This window comes from Paraburkholderia sp. AV2 (genome assembly GCF_054968425.1).
This window is the reverse complement of sequence record NZ_JBANLK010000048.1, coordinates 21009-46060: the sequence shown is the minus strand read 5'-3', so window position 1 is coordinate 46060 and position 25052 is coordinate 21009. Positions and strand designations below refer to the sequence as shown.

General features: G+C 62.2%; 19 protein-coding genes and 2 pseudogenes. 8 read left to right on the top strand and 13 right to left on the bottom strand.

Annotation, left to right across the window (positions count from 1 at the left end; all coding sequences use genetic code 11):
- Nucleotides 1-85 precede the first annotated feature (85 nt).
- Nucleotides 86-1696 carry an AMP-binding protein gene (locus V8683_RS25710; protein WP_411193088.1) on the bottom strand — a complete coding sequence of 537 codons (1611 nt, stop codon included), beginning with the start codon at nucleotides 1694-1696 and terminating at the stop codon, nucleotides 86-88.
- Nucleotides 1697-1852: 156 nt separating this feature from the next.
- On the opposite strand from V8683_RS25710, the gene V8683_RS25705 reads away from it, so the two are divergent.
- The gene (locus tag V8683_RS25705) at nucleotides 1853-2506 is read left to right on the top strand and encodes a TetR/AcrR family transcriptional regulator (protein WP_411193089.1); all 654 of its coding nucleotides are present in this window, start codon (nucleotides 1853-1855) and stop codon (nucleotides 2504-2506) included.
- A 10-nt stretch (nucleotides 2507-2516) separates the two neighbouring features.
- On the opposite strand, the gene V8683_RS25700 is transcribed toward V8683_RS25705, so the two are convergent.
- The 5 genes from V8683_RS25700 to V8683_RS25680 form a co-directional block, all read right to left on the bottom strand.
- On the bottom strand, nucleotides 2517-3419 hold the full coding sequence (locus V8683_RS25700) for an NAD-dependent epimerase/dehydratase family protein (protein ID WP_411193090.1): 903 nt from the start codon (nucleotides 3417-3419) through the stop codon (nucleotides 2517-2519).
- A gap of 12 nt (nucleotides 3420-3431) precedes the next feature.
- Nucleotides 3432-8282, bottom strand: coding sequence for an NAD-glutamate dehydrogenase (locus V8683_RS25695; RefSeq protein ID WP_411193091.1), 4851 nt, complete (start codon nucleotides 8280-8282; stop codon nucleotides 3432-3434).
- A 101-nt stretch (nucleotides 8283-8383) separates the two neighbouring features.
- Nucleotides 8384-9358, bottom strand: a complete 975-nt coding sequence (locus tag V8683_RS25690) for an alpha/beta fold hydrolase (RefSeq protein WP_411193092.1) — start codon at nucleotides 9356-9358, stop codon at nucleotides 8384-8386.
- A gap of 62 nt (nucleotides 9359-9420) precedes the next feature.
- Nucleotides 9421-10530, bottom strand: a complete 1110-nt coding sequence (locus V8683_RS25685; RefSeq protein ID WP_411193093.1) for an alkene reductase — start codon at nucleotides 10528-10530, stop codon at nucleotides 9421-9423.
- A gap of 8 nt (nucleotides 10531-10538) precedes the next feature.
- Nucleotides 10539-11174, bottom strand: coding sequence for a TetR/AcrR family transcriptional regulator (locus tag V8683_RS25680; RefSeq protein ID WP_411193094.1), 636 nt, complete (start codon nucleotides 11172-11174; stop codon nucleotides 10539-10541).
- A 174-nt stretch (nucleotides 11175-11348) separates the two neighbouring features.
- Here V8683_RS25680 and V8683_RS25675 point away from each other — a divergent pair, with 174 nt between their 5' ends.
- Nucleotides 11349-11918 carry a YdeI/OmpD-associated family protein gene (locus tag V8683_RS25675; protein WP_411193095.1) on the top strand — a complete coding sequence of 190 codons (570 nt, stop codon included), beginning with the start codon at nucleotides 11349-11351 and terminating at the stop codon, nucleotides 11916-11918.
- 763 nt (nucleotides 11919-12681) lie between these two features.
- Here the strand turns inward: V8683_RS25675 and V8683_RS25670 are convergent.
- Nucleotides 12682-12924: pseudogene (locus V8683_RS25670) on the bottom strand (integrase); the annotation flags it as partial.
- Between the two features lie 255 nt (nucleotides 12925-13179).
- Between V8683_RS25670 and V8683_RS25665 the strand changes: the two are divergent.
- Nucleotides 13180-13914, top strand: coding sequence for a hypothetical protein (locus tag V8683_RS25665; protein WP_411193096.1), 735 nt, complete (start codon nucleotides 13180-13182; stop codon nucleotides 13912-13914).
- Between the two features lie 313 nt (nucleotides 13915-14227).
- Here V8683_RS25665 and V8683_RS25660 read toward each other — a convergent pair whose 3' ends face one another.
- Entirely contained in the window at nucleotides 14228-15202 is a 975-nt protein-coding gene (locus V8683_RS25660; RefSeq protein ID WP_411193097.1) for an alpha/beta fold hydrolase, read from the bottom strand.
- 76 nt (nucleotides 15203-15278) lie between these two features.
- Between V8683_RS25660 and V8683_RS25655 the strand changes: the two genes are divergently transcribed.
- A complete protein-coding gene (locus tag V8683_RS25655; protein WP_411193098.1) occupies nucleotides 15279-15701 on the top strand; it encodes an Rrf2 family transcriptional regulator in 423 nt (140 codons plus the stop codon).
- On the opposite strand, the pseudogene V8683_RS25650 reads toward V8683_RS25655, so the two are convergent.
- The 5 genes and pseudogenes from V8683_RS25650 to V8683_RS25630 all read right to left on the bottom strand — a co-directional run.
- Nucleotides 15702-15935, bottom strand: a pseudogene (locus V8683_RS25650) (transporter substrate-binding domain-containing protein); the annotation flags it as partial.
- 41 nt (nucleotides 15936-15976) lie between these two features.
- Entirely contained in the window at nucleotides 15977-16501 is a 525-nt protein-coding gene (locus V8683_RS25645; RefSeq protein ID WP_411193099.1) for a hypothetical protein, read from the bottom strand.
- Between the two features lie 53 nt (nucleotides 16502-16554).
- Nucleotides 16555-17406 carry an SPFH domain-containing protein gene (locus V8683_RS25640; RefSeq protein WP_411193100.1) on the bottom strand — a complete coding sequence of 284 codons (852 nt, stop codon included), beginning with the start codon at nucleotides 17404-17406 and terminating at the stop codon, nucleotides 16555-16557.
- A gap of 841 nt (nucleotides 17407-18247) precedes the next feature.
- On the bottom strand, nucleotides 18248-18718 hold the full coding sequence (cynS, locus tag V8683_RS25635) for a cyanase (protein ID WP_411193101.1): 471 nt from the start codon (nucleotides 18716-18718) through the stop codon (nucleotides 18248-18250).
- 40 nt (nucleotides 18719-18758) lie between these two features.
- Entirely contained in the window at nucleotides 18759-19418 is a 660-nt protein-coding gene (locus tag V8683_RS25630) for a carbonic anhydrase (RefSeq protein ID WP_411193102.1), read from the bottom strand.
- 125 nt (nucleotides 19419-19543) lie between these two features.
- Here V8683_RS25630 and cynR point away from each other — a divergent pair, with 125 nt between their 5' ends.
- The 4 genes from cynR (at nucleotide 19544) to V8683_RS25610 (ending at nucleotide 25045) form a co-directional block, all read left to right on the top strand.
- Complete coding sequence (gene cynR / locus V8683_RS25625; protein WP_411193103.1) at nucleotides 19544-20425, top strand: transcriptional regulator CynR; 882 nt, start codon at nucleotides 19544-19546, stop codon at nucleotides 20423-20425.
- 127 nt (nucleotides 20426-20552) lie between these two features.
- Nucleotides 20553-22919, top strand: coding sequence for a DNA polymerase II (locus tag V8683_RS25620; RefSeq protein WP_411193104.1), 2367 nt, complete (start codon nucleotides 20553-20555; stop codon nucleotides 22917-22919).
- A 175-nt stretch (nucleotides 22920-23094) separates the two neighbouring features.
- On the top strand, nucleotides 23095-24150 hold the full coding sequence (locus V8683_RS25615; protein ID WP_411193105.1) for an HAF repeat-containing protein: 1056 nt from the start codon (nucleotides 23095-23097) through the stop codon (nucleotides 24148-24150).
- 151 nt (nucleotides 24151-24301) lie between these two features.
- Complete coding sequence (locus V8683_RS25610; protein ID WP_411193106.1) at nucleotides 24302-25045, top strand: SDR family NAD(P)-dependent oxidoreductase; 744 nt, start codon at nucleotides 24302-24304, stop codon at nucleotides 25043-25045.
- Nucleotides 25046-25052 lie beyond the last annotated feature (7 nt).

Here is a 25052-nt window from a genome sequence, read left to right as displayed (position 1 = left end):
TTCTTTGCCGCGGCAAAGAAAGTAGGTGCCGCCCCGCACAGGGGCAACCCTGGCAAACCACCACGAACACAAGGAAACGCAAATCTCAAACAAGCTCCTTGAGCATGCGCCGCAGCACCTTACCGGAACCGGTCGTAGGCAGCGCGTCGATAAAGCGCACCTCACGCGGCACCTTGTAAGCCGCCATATTCTCGCGCGCCCACGCCACGAGCGCCTCGGCCGTGAGCCCAGTGCCCGGCTTGATGACGATGAACGCGCAGACCACCTCGCCCTTCTCCGGGTCCGGCTTCGCGATCACCGCTGCCTGCGCGACGGCCGGATGCTTGATCAGGATGACCTCGACTTCCTCGGGGAACACGCTGTAACCCGACACCTTGATCATTTCCTTGAAGCGGCCGAGAAAGGTCAGATAACCGTCGGCATCGAAACGGCCCATGTCGCCCGTATGGACCCAGCCGTCGCGCAGTGTCGCGGCGGTCGCTTCGGGCTTGTTCAGGTAGCCCCGGAAATTGCCGGGCCCGCGAATCGCGATCTCGCCCGACTCACCGGCCGGCAGCGTGGCGCCCGTCGCGGGATCGACGATGCGGATCTCGTTGCCCGGCAACGGCTTGCCGTGCGTGCCCCAGCGAATCGCATCGGGCGGCATGGCGGTGTCGCACGTATGCGTTTCGCTGAGCCCGTACGCGGCCTCGGCGGAGATGCAGTTCGGCGTGAATTCGTGCCACTGGTCCGCCAGCGCCTCGGTATACGCGATGCCGAAGCTCGTCACCGGATTGCGGCGCAATGCGCTCCAGTCGCGCTGGCGCGCGTCGGGCAACTGCATGAGCGCAACGTTCATCGGAGCGATGCTGTACCACCACGTGATGCGATAGCGTTCGAGCGCGAGCGCGACGGCAACCGGATCGAAGCGATACATCAGCACCGAAGTCGCGCCGGTGCAGACCGGCGCGTAGACGCCATTGTTCATGCCGGCGATATGGTAGAGTGGCGCGACCGCGAGCATCACGTCGTCGGGCCCGGTTTCGTTGATCTTCGCCGCGGACGAAATCTTGTACACCGTGCTGCCGTGGGTCAGCATCGCGCCCTTCGGCAAGCCGGTCGAGCCGGACGTATAGGTCATCAGCGCGAGGTCGTCGAGACCCACATCCACCGGCGTCGGCCGCGCGCCGGAGCGGGCCGACTCGAGAAAATCCTCACAGCCGGCCGGCACAGGCGCCGCCCGCGCACGCATTTCGAGCAACTCGGCAAGCACCGGAATCTCGGGTTCGTCAGGCAGCAGATCGCCGTAGCGGACAACGAATACATGCTGCAACTGCGTCTGGCTGCGCACCTTGTCGACGATCGGCAACAGCACGTCGGCCGCGACGATCACGCGCGCGTGCAGGTCGCCAAGCTGATACGCGAGTTCATGTTCCTTGTTCAGCGGCCCGCACGGGCAAACGACAGCGCCGATTTTCTGGATCCCATAATGCGCCACCAGGTACTGCGGGCAGTTGTTCATGTACAGCGCGACCGGTTCCCCCTTCTTCACGCCGAGCGCCTGCATCCGGGCCGCGAACGCGTCGCTCATCGCGTCGAGTTCGGCCCACGTAATCGTTCGCCCGTACCAGATCTGCGCCGCGCGCGACGGCATCGTGCGCGCATGATGGCGCAGGGTTTCGTGCAACGGCTGGGCTTGCGGGGCGGCATCGGCCATCGGGTCGTCTCCAGTGTCGACCGGGGTGAGCGCTTCAGCGCCTTACTCCGATCCCATACAATTGGACAGTCGTGTGCCGGGACAGGCGCCAGCCCATACCGGCCGTAGCAGCGCCCTTAATATATACCAACCAGTATCACTCTTATACTAGTCAGTATGAAAAAAAAGCCGACCCTGCCCGCGAAATCGGGCCGCCAGCGTATCGCGACGCACGGTACGGACGATAAGCGCGAGCGGATTCTCGATGCCGCGGAGCGGCTTTTCGCCGCGCAGGGCTATGCGAGCACGACCATGGACCAGATCGTCCAGGCACTCGGCGTGACCAAACCATTCGTCTATTATTACTTCGGCAGCAAGCAGGAAATCTTCGAAACGCTGTCGTGGCGGCCGGCCGTCGCCTGCTTCACGGTGCTGGATTTCCCCGATGACGACCCTCGCCCCGCACACCAGAAGGTGGTCGCCGGGATCGAGCAGTTGATCCGCGCAACGATCGAGCACTACCCGAGTTCGTTTTTTCCGGCGCGCGAACGGCAGGCTTACCGCCCCGAGTACCTGGAGAAGCAGCATCAGCTCGCCGAACATTTCTATGCGCGCCTGTGCGCGCTGCTCGAACAGGGCCGCGACGAGGGTTGGTTCGATTTCAACGAAACGCGTATCACCGCGCAGGCCGCATGCAGTGTGTCGGGCTTTCTGTACACCTGGTACAAGCCCGAAGGACGGCTCGACGTCGACACCATCGTCGCCGAACTGGTGGAGATAGCATGCCGCGCGCTCGGTCTGCGGAAAACGCGGCGCAAAGCGGCATGCTGAGATCAAACGCCTACCCGCTGAAGCGCGCCGCCTCGTCCCGCCAATAGTGTTGCTGCTGCCAGCCGAGCAGACGCTTGAGCTTCTCGTTGCTGAGCAACGTTTCGAACTCGCCGAGCGTCTTCTTGACCGGCACGCCGGGATAGTAGCGTTCCAGCAGCGTCTGCGTGGGCACGTCGGAAGAGACGTCGTCCGCGGCAATATTCATGATCTCGAAGCCGAGCCCGTCTGTTTCGATCGCGAGGCGACATGCCTGAGCGAGATCGCGCCCGTCGATATAGCTCCACGCGATCCGCTTGCGCAAGCCTGGATCCTTGAGCCACGTGGCGAACTTCGCATAGTCGTCGGGTTCGAGCACGTTGCCGATACGAAAGCAGTAGATATCCGAACCGGTCCGCGTCTGAAATGCCTTCGCGGTGACTTCGTTGACCACTTTCGACGTCGCGTAGCTGTCCATCGGGTTCACCGGATACGCTTCGTCGAGCGGGAAGTACTCGGGGTCGCGATGCCGGTGCGCGAACACCACGCCGTAAGTCGTCTCGCTCGACGCCACGATCACCTTGCGGATCCCCAGCTTCGAGGCGGCGTCGAGAATGTTGTACGTGCCCATCACGTTGATCCGGTAGACCTCGTTGTCGGTCGTAATCATGATGCGCGGAATGGCGGCCAGGTGAACGACCGCGTCGATCGGCTTCGGCTCCAGGTCTTCGGCGAACTCCACCGCCGCCGTGCTGGAGGCGAGCGCGTTGAACACCTGGCCGGCGTCCGTGATGTCCGCGATCAGCGTGCGCGCGGTTCGCTGCGCCATGGGCACACGGTCCAGATTCAGCACCTCGTAGCCGTGCCCGACAAGGTCTTGCACTACCCACTTTCCGGCAAGGCCGCTGCCGCCGGTCACAATCACTCTCTTCGTCATCGGTTTCCCTCCTTAAGCCCTCTCGAGCGTAGCCATCGCCCGAACAATCACCAGTAGCACCGAAAGACTCACGCCGCTCGACGCGCGCAATTCCGCAAGTAACTGCCCATAGCGTTCCAGCGCGGCCTCGTGCTGCCCGCACCAGGTGTCCACGAGCGCTTGCGCGTCCGCCGTATCCGCCACCTCCGCTGCCTGCGCCAGCACGCTCGTCGTGAGCGCGCGCTTGAGGCGCGCCACCTCCGCGAGCGCGCCCGCGCGCGCCATCGTGTCCCAGTGGGTCGGCGTGGGCAACGCCGCCGCACGCTCGCTGATCCAGCCGTAATTGAGCCGCGTGCCCAGCGCGAAATACGTGGCCGCGACGAGTTCCAGCGGCCGGCCGCATGCCGCCGCCACTTCGGCGATATCGAGCAGCGCGACGGAGATTTCACCGCCCGCCACGCGCAGCGCGAGCGGGCTTTCCACGCCCGCATTCACCAGTTCGCCCTGGCGCACGGAAAGCGCTTCGAGATCGCCCTCCGGCAGCAGCGCGGGCAGTTGCGGCGCGAGCCGCTGCGCCGCCGTCCGGCAATGCGCAAGCAGCGAGCCCACACCGTCCCGGTCCACCGCGCCCGCCTGCAGATGGCGCAGGAACCACAGCGCCGCACGTTCGAGCAGCCGCGCGATCTCGACGAACATGCGCGCCTGAACGTCGTCGGGCACGCGGTTGTCGAGTGCGTCGATGGCGCGCCAGATGTCGTCGAGGTCGAACACGTCGCGCGCCATGATGCATGCGCGCACAATCTCGTCGGGCTGCGCGTCGGTCTCCTCCATGAGACGATGGACGAACGCGCAGCCCACGCGGTTCACGAGCGCATTGGTCAGATGCGTGGCAAGAATTTCGCGCCGCAGCGGATGCCGCTGCATCGGCTCGCTGAACCGCTGCTGAAGCGGCTTCGGGAAATAATCGGTCAGTAGGCCGGCCACGAGAGGATCTTCAGGCACGTCCGAGTCGAGCAGCGCATCGTAGAGCCACATCTTGCTATAGGCGAGCAGAACGGCGCGTTCGGGAGACGTGAGGCCGAGCTTCGCGGCCTGGCGCTCGGCCACTTCCTCGTCCGTCGGCAGGAATTCGATCACGCGATTGAGCCGCCCCGCGCGTTCGAGCCAGCGCATGAAGCGCGCCTCCGCATCCAGCAGCCTCACAGCATAACGACCGGCAATCGAGAGCGACTGGGTCTGGTAATAGTTGTCGCTCAGCACCAGCAGTCCGACTTCGTCGGTCATTTCCGCCAGCAGCGTGTTGCGCTGTTTCGTCGTCATTTCGCCGTCGGCCACCACGAGGCCGAGCAGGATCTTGATGTTCACTTCGTGATCCGAACAATCGACGCCTGCCGAGTTGTCGATCGCGTCGGTGTTCATGCGCCCGCCGTGCTGCGCGAATTCGATGCGCCCGAGCTGCGTCACACCGAGATTGCCGCCCTCGCCCACCACCTTGCAGCGCAGGTCCGAGCCGTTGACGCGCACCGCGTCGTTGGCGCGGTCGCCCACCTGCGCGTGCGTTTCGCGCGCAGCCTTCACATACGTACCGATGCCGCCGTTGTAGAGCAGATCGACGGGCGCTTGCAGAATGGCGCGAATCAGCTCGTTCGGCGTAAGCGCCACGGCCTCGATACCCAGCGCCGCCTGCACCGCGGGCGCGAGCGGAATCGTCTTCACGGTGCGCGCGAACACGCCGCCGCCCGCCGAAATCGCGGCGGTATCGTAATCGGCCCAGCTCGAGCGTTCGAGCCCGAAGAGGCGGTCGCGCTCCGCGAAACTCGCGAGCGGATCGGGCGTGGGGTCGAGAAAGATGTGCCGGTGATCGAAGGCGGCCACGAGCTTGATATGCGGCGAGAGCAGCATGCCGTTGCCGAACACGTCGCCCGACATGTCGCCGATACCTACCACCGTAAAGTCGGTGGCCTGCGTGTCCACGCCCATTTCGCGGAAGTGCCGCTTGACCGACTCCCACGCGCCGCGCGCGGTGATCGCCATCTTCTTGTGGTCGTAGCCCACCGAACCGCCCGAAGCAAACGCGTCGTCGAGCCAGAAGCCGTATTCGGCGGAAATCGCGTTCGCGTAGTCGGAGAACGTGGCCGTGCCCTTGTCGGCGGCCACGACGAGGTAGGGATCGTCGGGGTCGTCGCGCACCACGTCGGGCGGCGGCACGACTGCACGGGTCACGAGGTTGTCGGTCAGATCGAGCAGACCGCGCAGGAAGGTCTGATAGCACGCCACGCCTTCGCGCATCCATGCCTCGCGGTCGCTCGCCGGCGGCGGATTCTTCACGACAAAGCCGCCCTTCGAGCCCACCGGCACAATCACCACGTTCTTCACCATCTGCGCTTTCATGAGGCCGAGCACTTCGGTACGGAAGTCTTCGCGGCGATCCGACCAGCGCAGGCCGCCGCGCGCGACGCGCCCGCCGCGCAAATGCACCCCCTCCACGCGCGGCGAGTAGACCCAGATCTCGAACATCGGCTTGGGTTCGGGCAGGCCCGGCACTTTCGACGGATCGAACTTGAACGACAGCGCGGGCCGTTCCGCGCCGTCCGCACCGCGGCGGAAATAGTTCGTGCGCACCGTCGCCTTGATCACGCCGAGGAACTGCCGCAGGATGCGGTCCTCGTCGAGATTGGGCACCTGGTCCAGCGCGGCTTCGATGGCCTTGAGCTTGAGCGCCACGCGCTCCTCGCGGGCTTCGTCGTCGCGCGGATCGAATCGTAGTACGAAGAGTTCGACCAACTGGCGGGCGATCGCCGGATTGCCGGTCAGCGCGCGTTCGATATAGGCGTCGCTGAAGGTCGATCCCACCTGGCGCAGATATTTTGCGTAAGCGCGCAGGATCGTGACTTCGCGCGCGCCCAGATAGGCGCGCAGGACGAGCCGATTGAAATCGTCGTTCTCGATGCGGCCGCTCCACAGGCCTTCGAACGCGTCTTCGAACAGGCCCTTCACGCGTTCGATATCGAATTCGGTGTCGTCCGCGAGTTCGAGGCCGAAGTCGTGCACCCATGCCGGCGCGCACGTGGGCGCCTCGATCACGTAGGGCCGTTCCTCGTCCACGCGCACGCCCAGGTGTTCGAGCATCGGCAGACTGCGCGAAAGCGCGATCGCTTCGCCCGCGCAATAGACCTTGAAGCGGAACGTGCGCGGCCCCGCCTCGATGGGGCGGTAAAGATTCATGGCGATGCGCGGCGTACCCTGCACACGCTCGATCAGTTCGATATCGCGCACCGCCGTGCGCGCCGGATAGTCGTCGCGATAGCCTGCCGGAAACGAATCGGCGTAGCGATGCAGGAGCCGCGTGCCCTGCTCTTCGCCGAATGCGTCGAGCAATGCGTCAGCCAAATCGTCCTGCCAGCGGCGCGTGACCTGCACGAGCCGCGCCTCCAGTTCGCGGGTGTCGACGTCGGGCATCGTGCCGGGCTCGGCGTGCACGACGAAATGGATCCGCGCGATGGCGGACTCCGAAAGCAGCGGCGTGAATTCCACGGAAACGCCATTGAAGGCATCCGCCAGCAGGTTCGCGATACGCCGCCGCAAGTCGGTGTTGTACTTGTCGCGCGACACGTACACGAGGCACGAGACGAACCGGTCGAAGCGGTCGCGCCGCACGAACAGCCGCGTGCGCTGATGCTCCTGCAGGCGCAGCACGCCGAGCGCGATCTCGTAGAGCTCGTCCTCGCTGGCCTGGAGCAGTTCGTCGCGCGGATACGTTTCCAGCACCGTGACAAGCGATTTGCCGAGATGCCCTTTCGGCAGAAAACCCGCGCGCTGCACGATGTTCGCGCACTTGCGCCGCACGATGGGGATTTCGGCGGCGGACACCCTATACGCGGTCGAGGTGTAGAGCCCGACGAAGCGGCGCTCGCCGCACACCTTGCCGTCCGGCCCGACGAGCTTCACCCCCACGTAGTCGAGATAGCCCGGCCGGTGTACCGTGGCGCGCGAGTTGGCCTTGGTGAGAAAAATGGGCCAGGCGCCGCCGATGATGTCCTGGGCCGCGGGCGGCAACGGGGTGACGTCGGGTGCGCCCGGCACTCGCAGCGATTCGCGCAGGATGCCGAGGCCCGAGCCCTCCACGCGGCGCAGACCGTAGCCGCCGTCGTGCCCCACGAGCGCGTAGTCGCACTGGCCAAGGAAAGTGAAGTGATCCGCCACCATCCATTCGAGAAACGCCCGCGCTTCAATGTCCTCGGCGGTCGACTCGCGGGCTTTCTGGGTCTTGATCGTGGCGCGCGCGACTTCGACTATCTTCGGCCAGTCTTCGACCGACGCCCGCACGTCGCCCAGTACCCTGGCAATGTCGTGGCGCAATTCTTCGAGTTTTGCTGCGTCGCCGCAGCGGTCCACCTCGAAGTGGATGAACGAGGCGAGTTGCGATTGTCCGTCGTCGGTGCTGGCAACGCCCTCGTCCACCCGCCGGATCGTCCCCTCTTTGTCGCGCCAGATCCGGAACACGGGGTGCAGCGCCGAATGCAGCGCGAGCCCCAGCCGGTTGACGGCCATGGAGACCGAATCGACGAGAAACGGCATGTCGTCGTTGACGATTTCGACGACCGTGTGGTCTGAATGCCAACCGTGCTGCTCAAGAATCGGGTTGTAAACCTGCGTGCGCTCGCTGCCCGGCACGAAGCGCTGGGCGGTTCGCCAGTGCGCCATGGCGGCGCCGTAGAGGTCGGCAATGCTGCGGCTGCGCAGATCTTCTGCGTCGGCGAAATCGTAGTAGTGCCGCAGGAAAGGTTCGACGATCAGGAAGGTTGGCTCGGGCAAACGCGCCCGAGCGAATTCCATGACATCGGAGAGCAGATGAGCGACGAATTCTTCGTTCTTCGCTAGCATGACGGACTCCTTGACGGGTAGCCATCGACTGCATCGGCGGTCCGGCCATTATGCACCGTCAAGGTGATCGAACGATGAATGCGTGAGCACGACGGAAGCTGTCACCCTCTTGTCAGGAACGACAGCAGCAAGCGCGTCACCGCTTCGGGTTTCTCCTGCTGGATGAAATGCCCGCCGCGCGCGATGAGATGATTGCCAACGAGATTCGGCACGTTGCTCGACAGATTCGCGTACTCGTCTTTCGCCATTTTCAGCACGCCATCGAGTTCGCCGGCAATGAACAGCGTCGGCTGCAGAATCTTCGCGCCGTCGAGGAACGGCGTCATCTCCCAGTTCCGGTCCAGATTCCGGTACCAGTTGATCCCGCCGCGAAAACCGGACAGCCGGAACCGCCCGACCAGATAGTCGAGGTCCTCGGCCGGCAGCCAGTCGGGTAGCCTGTCCGGAATCGCCAGGTTGTCGATGATCCGCGTGCCCTTTTCGAATCGCGCGAAGCTGATCCGCTTGTGCGCTTCGTCGAATTGCGCATCGCCGGACGCCGTGTACAGCACTCCTAGCAGCGAGCGATGGACGTCCAGTTCGAGTTCCCGCTCGACCTTCCCCGGCTCCTGGAAATAGTGCTGATAGAAGTCCCGCTCCTGCGTGCCGGCATCGAAGCGCACCGCCGGCCGCAGCTTGTGCCGCGGCAGATACGGCACGCTCAAGTGCGCAAGCTTGCTGAACAGATCGGGGCGCAACAGCGAAGCGTACTGCACGACGATCGAGCCCCAGTCGTGCCCGACAAGAATCGCCTCCTGCTCGCCCAGCGCGCGCACGAGGCCGACCAGATCGCCCACGAGGTTGAGCACGTGATACGAATCGATCGCGAGCGGCGCGTCGGTGTCGCCGTATCCGCGCTGATCCATGGCGACCACCCGGAAGCCCGCATCGGCGAGCGCCCCGATCTGATGGCGCCACGAGTACCACGATTCGGGCCAGCCGTGGCACAGCAGCACGAGCGGCCCGCTTCCGGCCTCGACGTAGTGCATCCGGATGCCATTGGTGTACGCATAGCCATGCTTCCAGTCCGTCGACATCGCACTTCTCCCGTTGTCCTGCGTGGCTTGAGGGATCGAATCAGGCGCTCACTCGCACCGCGTCACGCCAGCGCCGGATAATCGACGTAGCCGTGCGCACCGGCACCACCATACAGCGAAGCGTCCTTGAACGGCGGGTTGAGCGGCGCATTCTCGCGAAAACGGCGCGGCAGGTCCGGTGTCGTGATCATCGCGCGGCCGAACGAGATCATGTCGGCGCGGCCGCTCTGCAGCGCGTCGACGGCCATCTCCTTCGTATAGCCGTTGTTCAGCATCCACACGCCCGTGTACAGGCGATGCAGCGCTTCGTAGTCGAACGGCGCATTGTCGCGCGGACCGCCCGTGTGCCCTTCGACAACGTGGATGTACACCGGGTGCAATTTCTCCAGCTCGCGCACCACATATTCGAACAGGGGCTGCGGATCGCTTTCCGACGAATCGTTGACCGGCGAGACCGGCGACAAGCGAATGCCGACGCGCTCCGCGCCAATCTCGCCGATCACGGCGGCCATGACTTCCAGCAGGAAGCGGGCGCGGTTCTCGATGCTGCCGCCGTACTCATCGGCGCGGTGATTCGAGCCGTTGCGCAGGAAGGCGTCGATCAGATAGCCGTGTGCGCCGTGAATCTCGATGCCGTCGAATCCGGCCTCGATGGCTTTCGCCGCGGCGGTGCGAAAATCGTCGACGATGCCGGCGATCTCGGCCGTTGCGAGCGCGCGCGGTTCCGAGCAGTCAACGAAGCCCTGGTCGGCGATATAGGTCTTGGCCTTCGCGGCAATCGCCGAAGGCGCGACCGGCGCCTGGCGATCCGGCTGGAAGTGCGTGTGCGACATGCGGCCCGTATGCCAGAGCTGCACGAAGATCTTGCCGCCCTTCGCGTGTACGGCATCGGTCACCTTCTTCCACGCGGCGATCTGGTCGGCGGTGTAAACGCCCGGCGTATGCGTATAGCCCTGGGCCGTCTCGGAGACCTGCGTCGCTTCGGCGATGACGAGGCCGACACTGGCGCGCTGACGGTAGTACTCGACGACCATATCGGTCGGCGCAAGGCTGTCGTCGGCGCGGCTGCGCGTGAGCGGCGCCATGGCCATGCGGTTCGCGAGTTCGAGCTTGCCGAGCTTGATCGGCTGGAACAATGCGTCGGTGAGACAGGCTTCGGTCTGGACACCCATGTTGAGGACTACTCCGAGGTTGGTTTGATGGGGGCGGCAGCCCGGATAACAGGCGGAAACAACTGATCGAGAATCAGGTCGACGCTTTGGCGCAGCGGCTCGACCGAGCGCTCGAGCTTCACGCGCAGCAGCGCGCCTTCCCACGCGTCCCACGCGAGGCCCGACAACGCAGCCGGCGCCACGTCGTCGCGAATGTCGCCGTGCGCCTGCGCGCGGCTGATCATTCCGGCAAGGCGCTCGCGCCAGGCGAACTGCGCTTCGAGCAGCGCGACACGGCACGGGTCGCTGGCAAGCCCGATCTCCGCCGCGAAGTTGCCGACGAGGCAGCCGGCCTGCATCGTCCGGCGTTCGTGATACGCGATCATCTGCGCGAACACATAGCGGATCGCGGCCATCGGCTGCGGCGGCGCGGATTCGATCATGGTCTCCCACGATCGCTGCAGATAGGCCGCGTACTGCGCGATGATTTCGACCGCGAAGGCCTCCTTGCTGTCGAAATGGTTGTAGAACGAACCCTTCGGCACGCCGGCGTGATCGGTGATCTGCTGGATGCCGGTGGCGTTGTAGCCCTGGCGCGAAAAGAGCTCGCGCCCCGCCCGGATCAGGCGGTTGGGGATGTCGGTTTTGTCGGCGGTTCGAGACATGAGCGGATAATATGACCGGTCGTCTTAAAAGTCAAACGGCCGGACGGCGATGTCGTCCGGCGAGCGGCGACTGAGCGGCTGGCCTTCCGCAGAAGCACGAGATAGGAGTCTGTTAAACGCTGCTAGACTGCACGCGGAACGCCCCGCCCCTACTCGACCATTTGCGACATTTCAATGACTGAAGTCCCTCTAGCATTTGGCAGCCAGACTGAATGGGAAAGCTGGTTGGAGCATAACGGCGGCACTTCGACCGGAATATGGCTGCGCCTGTCGAAAAAGGGCGCCGGGCAGCCTGCCTTGACTTACGCACAGGCGACGGAAAGCGCCCTCTGCTATGGCTGGATTGATGGTCAAAAACAGGCCGGGAGCGAGGAATACTGGTTACAACGCTTCACCCCGCGCTCACCGAAAAGCCTCTGGTCCCAACTCAACAAAACGAGAGCTGAAGCGCTGATCGCTGCGGGCCGAATGCGTCCCCAAGGCTTGAGGGAGATCGACAAGGCCAGGAAAGACGGCCGCTGGGAGGCCGCTTATACGTCGGCAAGTCACTCGATAGTGCCGGACGATCTGCAGGTTGCGCTCGACGCCAATCCGAAAGCCAGGAAATTCTTTGCGACGCTTAACAGCCGCAATCGTTATGCGATCCTGTTTCGGGTACAGAATGCGAAAAAGCCGGAAACACGCGCGCGCAAGATCGAGGAATTCGTCGACATGCTGAACCGAGGCGAGACTTTTTATTCCTAGGTTTGGGTTCTTCTGGCACTGGTGCTTGCCATTCAGGTGAGCACAGAACGAGACCGTAGGCGCCACGCGTACCCGACGAAAATCGATCAATGTTTCCTGCCGACATCAACGCTGGATGCTCCGAACTTTTCGACATAGGGTGCGAACGTCGCGCCGCACGTCCCTTACGCCACTTGCTGCGCGCGTGGCCGCTGACAAGCGGGCTAACGGACGATTGGGGTGCTCTGCATGAAGCGCTACGAACACTACGAGCCAATTGTCGGACAGAGATTTCCGAAGTGGAGCAGACGAGGGTTGACGACCTAATCCGTGCTATCGCTGTTACCTTCTTTCAGCGATGAGAGACTGCGGGAAGCCTATGAAATGTGATTGCCACGATCAGCCAGCAATTCGCAGGATTGACGGGACTTTGCTGGCACTGTTTCCCGGCTTCCAGCGTGTGGATGCTGTGGACTGGAGAGCGCTTCTGCGATGTCCGACGTGCGGACAACTATGGGCTGCTGATGAATGGGACAAGTATCAGATTCAGTTTGCGGTAAAGGTCAAGGCGATGAAGGACTGGAGTGCTTCAGACGAGGCCCTGCGTAAGGAATATCTCGTTCAATTGCGCGGGGAGAATACGGGGGCAAAATGCATGTGGAATGCCTGTGAGAAGAATCAGTTGAACGGTAGCGCATATTGCGTCGACCATCTTTACGCCACTGGCACAAGAACCTGACCGAGGCACGCGCTTCATGCAGAAGGTACAAGTCGATCCGAAGGCGACCGTCGCGCGGTTGGCGATGTGCTCCCTGTGACAGACGTCTCGCACCCGAAACTTCATCAGATCACACGCCCGAAGCTTGCTGTCGATGGCGAGATTGAACATGGCCAGATCCCGCACGCGGAACGAAAGCTGCAGGCTCGGATCGCCCAAATCTCCTTGAGCTTCAACGGCGGCTTCTGATCGACCGGTCAATCTCCCTTTGTTCCACGGCACCCGCGACGAACCGGTATTGGATGGCACACTCGCAACAATCTCCTTTCAGTTGAAGGGAGATCCAGTGTGTGTCCAAAGCAACGAGTGCTGATCGAATAGGTGAATACGCGATATCCGTTTTCGACCGGTCCCGACTCCGGTCGAAAGCGTCATTCCTAAAGTATATGCGTGTTCTGCCGATATTAATCCTGTCCTCTCGGGTCCGCATGGACGAACCATTAGCACATCCGTGGTGCGACTCCCCCAGAGGATTTTCCGTATAAAAGAAGAATGGACCACACTATGAAAAATGAATATATTTCCAGGACCGGGCTAGCGACTTCTGCTCTCTGCATAACGTTCCTGGCGGGATGTGTATCTTTACCCAAGAGCGAACTTGCTGCCCAAAATCGTGAGGGGTTGCACTCCATCGCTATTCTTCAGGTGAACGAGCCGGCTGCCGAAAATGTCTGGAATCTGGGGGGCGCCGCAGGTGCGTTTGGCCTTGTTGGCGGGCTCGTGCAAGCCGGTATCAACAGTAGTCATTCGAAGACTTACGCACAGAAAATTGCGGAACAGAAGATTCTGTTTGCTCCACTGACCAGCGATGGAATCATCTCGCGCCTCACCACAGACGGGTATCAGGTTGTCAAGCTGACCAATCAGAAGGTCAAACTTTCAGCGGATGGCAAATCGGACGACTACTCTGACATTCATACAAACGCAGATGCCATCCTGAACGTGTGGTTCACATCGTTCGGCTACGTGTCGCCGCCTGAGTCCACCGATTTCGTCCCATGGGTTGTTGTTCGTGCCCGTCTACTGGACGCAAAGACGAAGCAAGACATGTACTACAAGACCTTCGCCTGCGGCTACGACATCAAGGCAAATAGCGTTCATATTGATAGTGATGCCGCGTACCGTTACGGAAGTTTCGGAAAACTGGAAGACCAGTTCGATCAGTCCGTGACGGGCCTGAAAGTGTGCGAACAAGCGGTGGTGGCGATGATTGGCCAGGATTTCGCGAAGTCGCAATGAACGAAGTCACGGCTAACCGGTGCAAAACCGGAGTGTACATATTCTCGGTCGACCGTATCGAATCAGCGTAGTTGCCCGTATTCACCCACTCCGCCCACTATCCATTCAATGACTGCTCTACTTGGTGGAACAGCCACTCTGGTAACCGTTTAGCCGTGACAACGAATGTCGTCAAGTGGCCGACCACCGCCCCACGAGTGAGCGCGGTGATCGCCGGAGGGCGGCATCTCACGCAAATGATATAAGACGACCCGAGACGGTCGTTGCTCCCCCTTGAGCGAACGACCGATAATCTACGTGCGGTCAACGGCTCCTAAAGGCTGTGCAGAAACTCGATCACGGCGGCATTGACGAGATCCGGGGCCTCTTGTTGAAGCCAGTGACCCGCTTGCTGAATGATTCGGGAGTCTCGCAGGTTGGGCACAAGCTTACGCATGCCGCTAATGATTTCGTGCATACCCGGAATCGCCAGCCCGGTGTCGTATTCCCCGACGAGATAAAGGGCGGGAGTTTGGACCGGCAGGCCAATGAAGGCTGCCTGCAATTCCCAGTTACGGTCGAGATTGCGGTAATAGTTCAGTCCACCGCGAAACCCCGACACCTCGTATGCCCGCACAAAAGTGTCAATGTCGGCCTTCTCGAGCCACGTGAGTGGCGATGCGGGCTCCGGCAAAGCGTCGAGGAGTCCCGCCTGCCGTGCCACGAGTCCGAAAGGATTCGGTGTTTTCTGGTCGCGCGGGCCGGCGTCCCTTGATGCCCAGAAATAGAGCTTACGCAGTGTAGCGGCAACGTCGGACTCAAGTTCGCTCTCGGCTTGCCCCAGTTGAGAAAAATAATGCGTGTAAAACCACGCTTGTTCAGTTTGCGGAAATAGCCGGCTCGGCATGATCGGGGCCCGGTCCATCATGGGAACCCCTAGCGCCACGACAGCGCGAAAGCGGTCGGGCCGCAACAGCGCGGCCTGCCACGCAATGGTTGCGCCCCAGTCATTTCCCACCACGACGGCATTTGTCTCTCCGAGCGCATCCATGATCCCCACCAGGTCACCGATGATGTCGAGCGTCGTATACCGCCCTGATTCAATCGGACAATCGCTGAGTCCGAAGCCCCGCAGATCCGGAGCAACTGCACGAAATCCAGCACTCGACAAGCCCGCCAATTGGTGTCGCCACGCGTACGACGTTTCAGGAAACCCGTGGAGAAGCAGGACCAGCGGCCCCGCTCCCTGGACGGCGACGCTCAGGCGGACGCCATTGGTTTCGATGAAGGACTGAGTCAATGCAGACACGATCGCGCTCCTATGGTTGCGTTAAGTCACGCGAAATCGTAACATCAAATGTCACGAATACCCTGCTTCAAAAAACATGCATCGAGATACACGGCTGGCCCGGCTTCTTCACGTACTCGTACACATGCATCTGCGCGGCGGCACAACCACCTCCGAGACGATCGCGCAAATGCTGCACACTCAGCCGTCGCTGGTTCGACGCACTATGGCTGCGCTGCGTTCAGCCGGTTATGTAGAGTCGATCGCAGGACCGGGGGGAGGCTGGGCTCTCTGTCGTGAACTCGATGATCTCACCGTGCGCGACATATATGCTGCTATAGCATCCAAGAGCGCATTCGCGATCGGTACGGCGGATGACAATCCGGCCTGCCCGGTGGAGTCAGCAGTCAACCGGTTCCTCGACGATGCACTGAATTCGGCGGAGGACGAATTGCTCCGGCGTCTCGCGCAAATGCGTCTTTCCGACATAGCACGGTACGTGAAGGTGCTGAAGGCCTAAGGCAAGTATGCGATTTCCCAAAGCGGTGCTCGCATATGCATCGATCGCCCCCGAGCGAACCGCTTCGATGGCATCGGCCTGTTGTTCGAAGAAGGTTATCTGGTCGTCGCTTACGCCAGAATTTCTCGCCGAGTCGTGTTGGACCTGTCCGGCAATGATGCCAAGACGTGCATCGTGGCGTTCCGCAAGCGAAGCATAGCTCTTGAGCGTTTTTGGATTTCCTGCCCGGAATAGCCCGGTGACGATGACCGGGCCAAACCGCGCCGGCTGCATTGCTACAGGATGGCTTTGCGGTTTGCGATTGTCGTGCGAAGCTTTTCGATCCTCCCGACAACGGTCGCGGGATCCGCACCGTTGCACGCACACTCGCGCAATTGCAGCGCCTCGCCGGCCATGGCTTCATCGGCGGCGATCAGGCGCGGGAGAAATTCCCGCTCGGCGCGGTGCCGCAGCCAGGTCGTGTCGTTCTCGGGAACAGGCAGATGCCGGATGAGGGCTTCAACCGCTTCGATATCGCGGCCGATCGCCTCGAGTTTCTTGATCTGCGCACGCTCTTCGACGCCCGGAAACGGCACTTCGCGGCTGGGCGTCGGGATCGTGCGGCGAATGGTTGTCGCACGACTGGCCAGCGCCGCGCGTGCTTCGCCCAGCAAGCCGCACACACCATTGCGGACGAGTTGGTCATCGGCCCGGTCCTTGTTTTCCTGCCGATAAGCGTTGTAGCCCCAACCGGTGTAGAGATTAACCAGTAGCGCCTTGAGCACGCCGGCGTCGTCGATGGGGTTCGGTGTCAGGGACATGGCTTGTCCGGTCGCAAGTAAGGCGGGCCGGCCGGCCCGCCGCGGTGGAGAGATTACTTCGGCAGGCCGCCCAGCGCGCCTGCGTCGAACGTGCCCAGTGTACCGCCGCCGATCTGGAACGGCATGCCCGCCGCAGCATTCGGTGCGGAAATGAGGCCCTTGTCCGCCATCTTCAACGCAAGGTACATGCGCGCGGCCTCGACTTCGGTCATCCCAAAGGCGCGCAGCGAGATCAGTTCGCGCATGCGGGCGTCCTGCGGCATGATCAGCACCTTCACGTCGTTCAAATGCACGCCGTAGATGTCGAGAAACTCGCTCAGGTGTCCCTTTGCAAGCTCGATGATGTCGTGAATACGCTCGTTGACCTGCTCCATCGGCGTGACCTGCACGATCTGGTTGATTGCCTGTTCGATCACGGGCCCGGCATACGCGGTCAGCTCCGCGATCGGGATACGTTCGCCGGCGAACGGCATGTGCGTGATGAGCTTGACCGCATCGTCCTTCGTGTCGACATGGACGTAATAGTCAACGGTGTATTCCATGATCGCCATCTCTTTCGAGGTGGCGATGCCCTTGTTCTGCGCCAGCAGCTTGCTGCGCTGGACGTAGATGGTTTCGTACTGCCACGGTGAGCTGCCGCTGAAAAAGCCCTGCACGATATTGCCGAGGATCGGCTTGTCCGGTGTGATGACCTGATGCTGACCGGTCTCGTAGACGTCGAGCACTGCGCCGCGGCTTTTCAGCACGCAGAAGTGGTTCGATTCCACGGTCAGCAGGGAGCCGGACACGATACTGCTGTCCGGGTACTTCCAGGCCAGCGTGTCCAGCCCCATCACGTCGCGCCCCTGGTTGTCGAGCGTGCTGATGACCTGTCGCTGCAGGCCGCTGCCTTGTCCGAATGCCATATCCGTGTTCCCTTCCCGTTAGATACCCGCGCACAGGCCGGCGAGTGTGGCCGTTACAGCGTTCTGTCCTTGGCGGCCCGCTGGCGCTCAGATCGCGCGAGGGGCGTTGGCCTCGATGTCAACGATACCAGTAACGATGCCCTGCATAGGGTCCACCGTGCCCGGGAGCCGGAAGTGGCACGGAAAAAGCGTCCTCGCACTGGCCCAGGCGGTGTCGACACCAACATAAAAATCGGTCAATTGTGTGATAGAAGATACATGCCGGGTCCGATTCTGCCAGTAAGGAGTTCAATGGCCCCTCGATCAAGCGGCCGCTGCAAGGCTTGAAAGCCGGGTACCGAGTCCCATTTATCGTTCGTGAATCCGCGTATCCGTCCCTCCTTGCCGCCCGAATGGCCCTTTCCGCCGAATCGCGATGTCGCGGGTCGGACCTTCGGCGATCTCGTCGCACTTCAATATCGCGGCGCCGGCGTGTGGCTCTGGAGGTGCCGGTGCGGCACCCACGTGACCGCGGGGCTCGACGCGGTGGAGGCCGGCCGTACGCGGGATTGCGGCTGCCGTGAGCAGCGCCGTGTGTGGCGGTCCCGGCCGGGCTCGCCTGCGCTACGCGGAGGCGAGGTGTTCGGCCAACTGACGACGGACCGGTACGCCGGCGATGGTTTGTGGGTTTGCCGGTGCGACTGCGGTGGCGAGACGACCGTGAGTGCCGGGCGTCTGCGATTAGGCCAGGCGCGTTCGTGCGGGAGCTGCCTGGTCGCTTCGGCCGACTGAGCGGCGCGGCCTGCATGTCCGGGTTTCCGCCAGGCATCGAGGGGCGCCATGGAAACGCCCCCTCGATGCATCAGAACGGCCTGGTCGGCAGATACTTGCCATTCAGCGTGATCACGGCTCGTTCGCCGCCATCCGGATCGGGCACCTTCTTGATATCCAGCTTGAAGTTGATCCCGCTGATGATCCCGTCGCCGAACATTTCGTGAATGAGCGCCTTCAGGGTCGTTCCGTACACCTGAATGATCTCGTAGAAGCGGTAGATAGTCGGATCGGTGGGCAAGCCGCCGGGGATGCTGCCACGATAGGGTATCGTTTGCAGCAGGCGAATCTGGCTTTCGTCAAGGTCCAGCTTCTCGCCCACGACCTTCGCCGCGTCGGCCGGCAGGGCATGTTGTCCGAGAAGCGCCGCCGTGACGAACGCGAGGCCAAGACCGGTGCCTTCGTTGATCTGCTCGAACGTGAGATCCTTGCTGATCTTCGCGTCCAGAATCGTTTCGGTAAGAGCTTCACGAGGGGCTTTGATGCACAGCGACTGGGTCATGATAGTTCTCCTGGTGGTGAAATGAAGGGGAAATAGCGATTCAAGCCCTGGCGTCGGCTCGGGCCGGTGTCGCGCAAACACCCGGATGTTCAGCGAGCGGGACGAAGCAGTGGCTCGTGCCGTCGAACGTCTCGATCGAACCAGTCTCGATGTCGTACACCCAGCCGTGCAGTGCGAGGCGGCCTTGTTCGAGAGCGAGGCGCACGGAAGGATGCGTCTTGATGTTGGCAAGCTGGGCGATTACGTTTTCCCGGATCATCGAATCGACACGCTCGTGTTCGCTGGCATGCTCGCGCGCTTCGTTGACCACCCTCGCCGAATCCGCGTAGTTCAGCCAACTGCGGACCGCGGGCATGTGATCCATGCATTTGCAGGTCGCGATCGCGGTCATGGCGCCGCAATCGGAGTGACCGCAGATCACCACGTCGGCCACTCTGAGTCCGGCTACCGCGTATTCGACCGTCGCGCTTACACCGCCCGGTTCCGGACCATAGGACGGAACGATATTTCCAGCATTTCGGATGACGAATAAATCGCCGGGTTCACGCTGAGTGACGAGTTCGGGCACGAGCCGGCTGTCGGAACACGAGATGAACAAGGTCTGCGGATGCTGGCAGGTGGCCAGTTCCCTGAACAGTTCAGTGCGCTTCGGAAATGCATCGCGCTGAAATCTCAGGAAGCCGTCGATGATCTCTTGCATGGTTCGCTCCATCAGATGGTGTCGTTCAACCGATGAGCGAAGAATGCGCCGATCCCGTTATCGAGTCCAAGACCGGCTTGCTATACACTCCATAGGCAACACCAATACCTCGAACCCGCCCGGTCATGCTGCTCAGACATATTCGCTACCTGCTTGCTGTCGCAAAACACCGCAATTTCACGCGTGCGGCCGAGGCATTGCACGTGTCTCAGCCAACGCTGTCGCAACAGATCCGGCAGCTCGAAGACATGCTGGGCACCCAGTTGTTCGACCGATCCGGTCGTACGGTGCAACTGACCGACGCGGGCGAGGCGTATGTTCGATATGCGCAGCGGGCGCTTCAGGATCTGGAGGCCGGGCAGCGCGCCATACACGATGTTCAGGAACTCACTCGCGGCTCGCTGCGGCTCGCGACCACGCCAACCTTCACCGCGTACCTGATCGGTCCACTGCTCGAAAAATACAATCGGCGCTATCCCAACCTCACGCTCAATGTGATCGAAATGTCGCAGGAACGGATGGAAGCCCTGTTGAGCGAAGACGAGCTCGATGTGGGCATCGCATTCGACGATATCCAGTCCCCCGATATCGAAGCGCAGGTGCTTTTCGTGGAGGCGTTGGCCATGGTGGTCGGGAAGACGCATCCGCATGCCAAAACCCGTGCGCCGCTGACGCTGAAGGAGTTCAGGAACGAGGCGCTGGTTCTGCTAAACGACCACTTCGCGACGCGCCATTACATTGACCGGTATTGCCGGCAGCACGGCATTGCGCCGCGTATCGCGATCGAGGCGAATTCGATCAGCGCCGTTATTGAACTGGTAAGCCGGAGCAAGCTCGCGACAATATTGCCTGCCGATATTACGCGTGACCACAAGGAGCTTTGCCTCGTGGAATTGAAGCCCGCACCTCCCAAGCGAACGGCCGCGCTGCTATTGAGAAAGGAAGCCTGGCGCAGTGCGGCAACCCAGGCGTTTATCGCGTTGGCGATGGAAGAAGCCAGCCGGTGATCCGTGTTGCGCGCAAGAAAACATCGACATCGACGCGAGCCCGCGCCGCATCCCCAAGCCGCGGCCTCGTCGTGCCGCACCGGCGTATTAAAATCATCGCAGATCACACGGACTGCTGGGTAAAGCTTTGACCGATTTCCAGGAGGGTTACATTCTGACGCGCCACTGGCGCGATGCCGGCACGCATACCGAGGTCGAATTCTGGCTATCCACGCAAACCGGGCCACGCCTCTTGCGTTTGCGTCCGCAACCCTCGGTCGCGTTCATCCCGGCCGACCAGGCACCCGATGCCGCGCGGGTGCTCAAAGGCGAAGCGCGTGTCGAGCTTCGCCCGCTCTCGCTCGAAGACTTTCGCCGGCGCCCTGTGCTCGGGCTCTACGTGCCGCAATATCGCCCGCTCGTGGGTCTTGCCAAACGGCTCGCGCAGGCCGGCGTCGACGTATATGAAGCCGATATTCAGCCTCCCGATCGCTACATGATGGAGCGCTTCATCACGGCACCGGTTCTCTTTCGCGGCGAGCCCGACGAAGCAGGCCGATTGATGAACGGCGAGCTGAAGCCGGCGACGCAATATCGCCCGCGCCTGAAACTGGTCTCGCTCGACATCGAAACGAGCGCTCAGGGCGAGCTCTATTCGATCGCGCTCGAAGGCTGCGGCGAACGCCAGGTCTTCATGCTCGGACCGGAGAACGGCCACGCGAGCGCGATCGATTTCCAGTTCGAGTACTGCGAAAACCGCGCGCAGATGCTGGAGCGCCTGAACGCGTGGATGGCGCGGCACGACCCGGATGCGATCATCGGCTGGAATCTCGTGCAGTTCGATCTGCGCGTGCTGCGCGAGCACGCTGAAAAATATGGTGTGCCCCTGCGCCTCGGGCGCGGCGGCGAGGCGATGGAATGGCGCGAGCATGGCATGCGGCAGCAGCACTATTTCGCCGCGGCGGCAGGCCGCCTCATTATCGACGGCATCGAGGCGCTGCGTTCGGCCACATGGAGCTTCCCGTCGTTCAGCCTGGAATACGTCGCGCAGGCGCTGCTGGGCGAAGGCAAATCGATCGACAATCCGTATCAGCGCATGGACGAGATCCAGCGCCGCTTCGACGAGGACAAGCCCGCGCTCGCGCGCTACAACCTCAAGGATTGCGAACTTGTTACGCGCATCTTCGAGAAGACGGAGCTCATGGCCTTTCTGCTCGAACGCGCTTCGGTGACAGGACTTCCCGTCGACCGCAGCGGCGGGTCGGTCGCGGCCTTCTCGCATCTGTACCTGCCGCGAATGCATCGCCTCGGCTATGTCGCGCCGAATCTCGGCGACGTCACGGGCGAAAACAGCCCCGGCGGCTTCGTCATGGATTCGCGCCCCGGCATCTACGATTCGGTGCTGGTGCTCGACTACAAGAGCCTCTATCCGTCGATCATCCGAACCTTTCTCATCGATCCCGTCGGCCTGATCGAGGGCCTGCGCGACCCGTCCGATCCGCAGTCCGTGCCGGGCTTTCTCGGCGCGAGATTTTCGCGCGGCAAGCACTGTCTTCCCGAGATCGTGAAACAGGTCTGGGAAAGCCGCGATCAGGCCAAGCGCCAGCAGAATGCGCCGCTCTCGCAGGCGCTGAAGATCATCATGAACGCGTTTTACGGCGTGCTCGGCTCGACCGGCTGCCGCTTCTTCGACCCGCGGCTCGCTTCGTCGATCACGATGCGCGGGCACGAGATCATGCGCAAGACGCGCGAACTCATCGAAGCGCAGGGCTACGACGTGATCTACGGCGATACCGACTCGACGTTCGTCTGGCTCAAGCGCCCCTACGCCGAAGCCGATGCCGTGCGGACCGGCAACGCGCTCGTCGAGCACGTCAATGCCTGGTGGACGGCGGAGTTGCGCGAGCGCTACGGGCTCGACAGCGCACTCGAACTGCAATTCGAACGGCACTACTCGCGTTTTCTCATGCCCACCGTGCGCGGGGCTGAGGAAGGCAGCAAGAAGCGCTACGCGGGGCTCACGCGCGCGAAGGACGGCAGCGAGGACATCGTGTTCAAGGGGCTCGAAACCGTACGCACGGACTGGACGCCGCTTGCGCAGCAGTTCCAGCGCGAGCTGTACCGCCGCGTTTTCAGGCGCGAGCCCTACGCCGACTATATTCGCGACTACGTGCGCCGAACCCTGAGCGGCGAACTCGACGATCAGCTCGTCTACAGAAAGCGCCTGCGCCGTCCGTTGAGCGACTACCAGCGCAACGTGCCGCCTCACGTGCGCGCGGCGCGCGTGGCCGACGAATTCAATCGCGAAAAGGGACGGCCGCTGCAGTACCAGAACGGCGGATGGATCAGCTACGTGATGACCGTGGCCGGGCCGCAGCCGCTGGAAACGCTGGCGGCGCCGATCGATTACGCGTTCTATGTGGCGCGCCAGTTGCAACCCGTTGCGGATGCGATCCTGCTCTTTGTGGGCGACGATTTCGAAACGATAACTTCGGGGCAGGCGAGCCTTTTTTAGTGCTGGTGTTAGCGTCTGCGTGAGTGCCGATGGCATCGCTCCCGGTCTTTCGCATGTCTTCTCGCTCGCGTACAACGACCGGTTGAAAAACGCATTCCGTAGACTAGACTGGTCGATGACTTCTATTTACCTGCCTCCTTTAATCTGATTTCCAATGACTGGAAAGGGGATTACTATGCAACTCGCATGCAGGTCAATTCGCCAGACACCCTCCATTCACCGCACCCTGATTATTTTCACGCTGCTTGCGCCTGCCGCATTCCAGCCCGCTGACGCGCAAAGTTTTACGATCAAGGATCTCGGCACGCTTCCTGGCAACACGAGTCAGGCAAGCGGAACCAACGAGCGCGACCAGGTCGTCGGCTTCTCGAACCTCTCGAACGGGGATCAGCACGCCACCCTGTTTGAAAATGGAAAGGTGACCGACCTGGGCACGCTTCCCGGTGGCACCAATTCCGCCGCTTCCGGAATCAATGACCGCGGCCAGATAGTCGGCTCGTCGTCCCTGGGCGGGAACGAGCACGCCCTGTTGAACGAGCACGCCTTTTTGTTCGAACACGGCGTGATGACCGATCTGGGCACCCTGCCCAATGGCAACACCAGTGTCGCCAACTCAATCAACAGTCGCGGCCAGGTGGTCGGCTGGTCGCTCAACTCACTCACGGACACTCAGGCCGTTCTGTTCGATAAAGGCGTCGTGAAAGATCTCGGCACGCTCCCTGGCGGCTACTTCAGCGCGGCTTACGGGATCAACGAGCGCGGCCAGGTGGTTGGCTGGTCCACGAGCGCAAGCAGTGGCAACGACCATGCCTTTCTATATGAAAACGGAGTGATGACCGACCTGGGCACGCTACCCGGCGGCAACAGCAGCGACGCTTTCGCGATCAATGATCGCGGCCAGGTGGTCGGCCAGGCGTCCACGCCAGCCGGGTACGAGCACGCCTTTTTGTTCGAGCACGGCGTGATGACCGACCTGGGCACGCTGCCCGGCGGCAGCATCAGCGCCGCTTCCGGGATCAACGAGCGCGGCCAGATAGTCGGCTCGTCGACCAATGCAACTGGAAACTTTCACGCTTTCCTGTATGAAAACGGCGTGATGACCGACCTGGGCGAACTCCCTGGCGGCAACACCAGCGGCGCCGACACGATCAATAATCGCGGCCAGATCGTGGGCTTCTCCGCGACGCCTTATTCTCCGTGGCACGCCGTTATCTGGACGCCGGGAAAATGACTGGCGATCCCGCATCGGTGCAGATGCCGCGAGGTGGGGACATTCGACACAATCGGCTAAATCGCAGACAATCCGTCACCGAGTTAATAAACGGCCAGCATCGATGCGCCTTCAATGTCCAAAGGCGCATGGGCCACAATCCCTGTCCACCATGCCATCTTCGCCCCCTGTCGCTCTTGTTACCGGCTCGACCTCTGGTATTGGCGAGGCAATTGCACGACGCCTCTCGCTGGACGGTTACTTTGTTGTCCTGCATTCGCGCATCTCGGCGGAAACCGGCCGTACGCTGGCCCGCGAGCTGGGATCGGCCGCTTACGTGCAAGCGGATCTGGCAGATGACGCCGACCGGGTAAAGCTGGTCCGGGAAGCCATAGCGATCTCGGGCCGGCTGGACGTCCTCGTCAACAATGCGGGCATCAGCCGCGTTATCGCTCACGCGGACATGGCGGCGGCAACGCCTGAGGTCTGGCATGAACTGCATGAGGTCAACGTCGTAGCGCCGTTTCGGTTAATAGCCGAAGCCCAGTCCGCGCTTCGCGAAGCCGCAAGGCGAGGAAAGCCGGGTTGCGTGGTCAACGTGAGCTCCCACGCCGGCGTGCGGCCCAAGGGTGCGTCCATTCCTTATGCCGCGACCAAGGCGGCATTGAATCATGTCACCCGCCTGCTGGCGCTTTCGCTTGCCCCGGACATCCGGGTCAATGCCGTTGCTCCGGGCCTCGTGGATACGCCTCTCACAGCGGATTGGACTCAGGCGCAGCAGCTCTGGAAAGAACGGGCCCCAATGCGCCGGGCGGCCAGTCCGGAGGACATCGCCCAGATCGTTTCAATGCTCGTCGCCTCGGATTATTTGACCGGGGAAATCCTGCTTTCCGATGGCGGCCTGAACCTCACCTGAGCGTGTC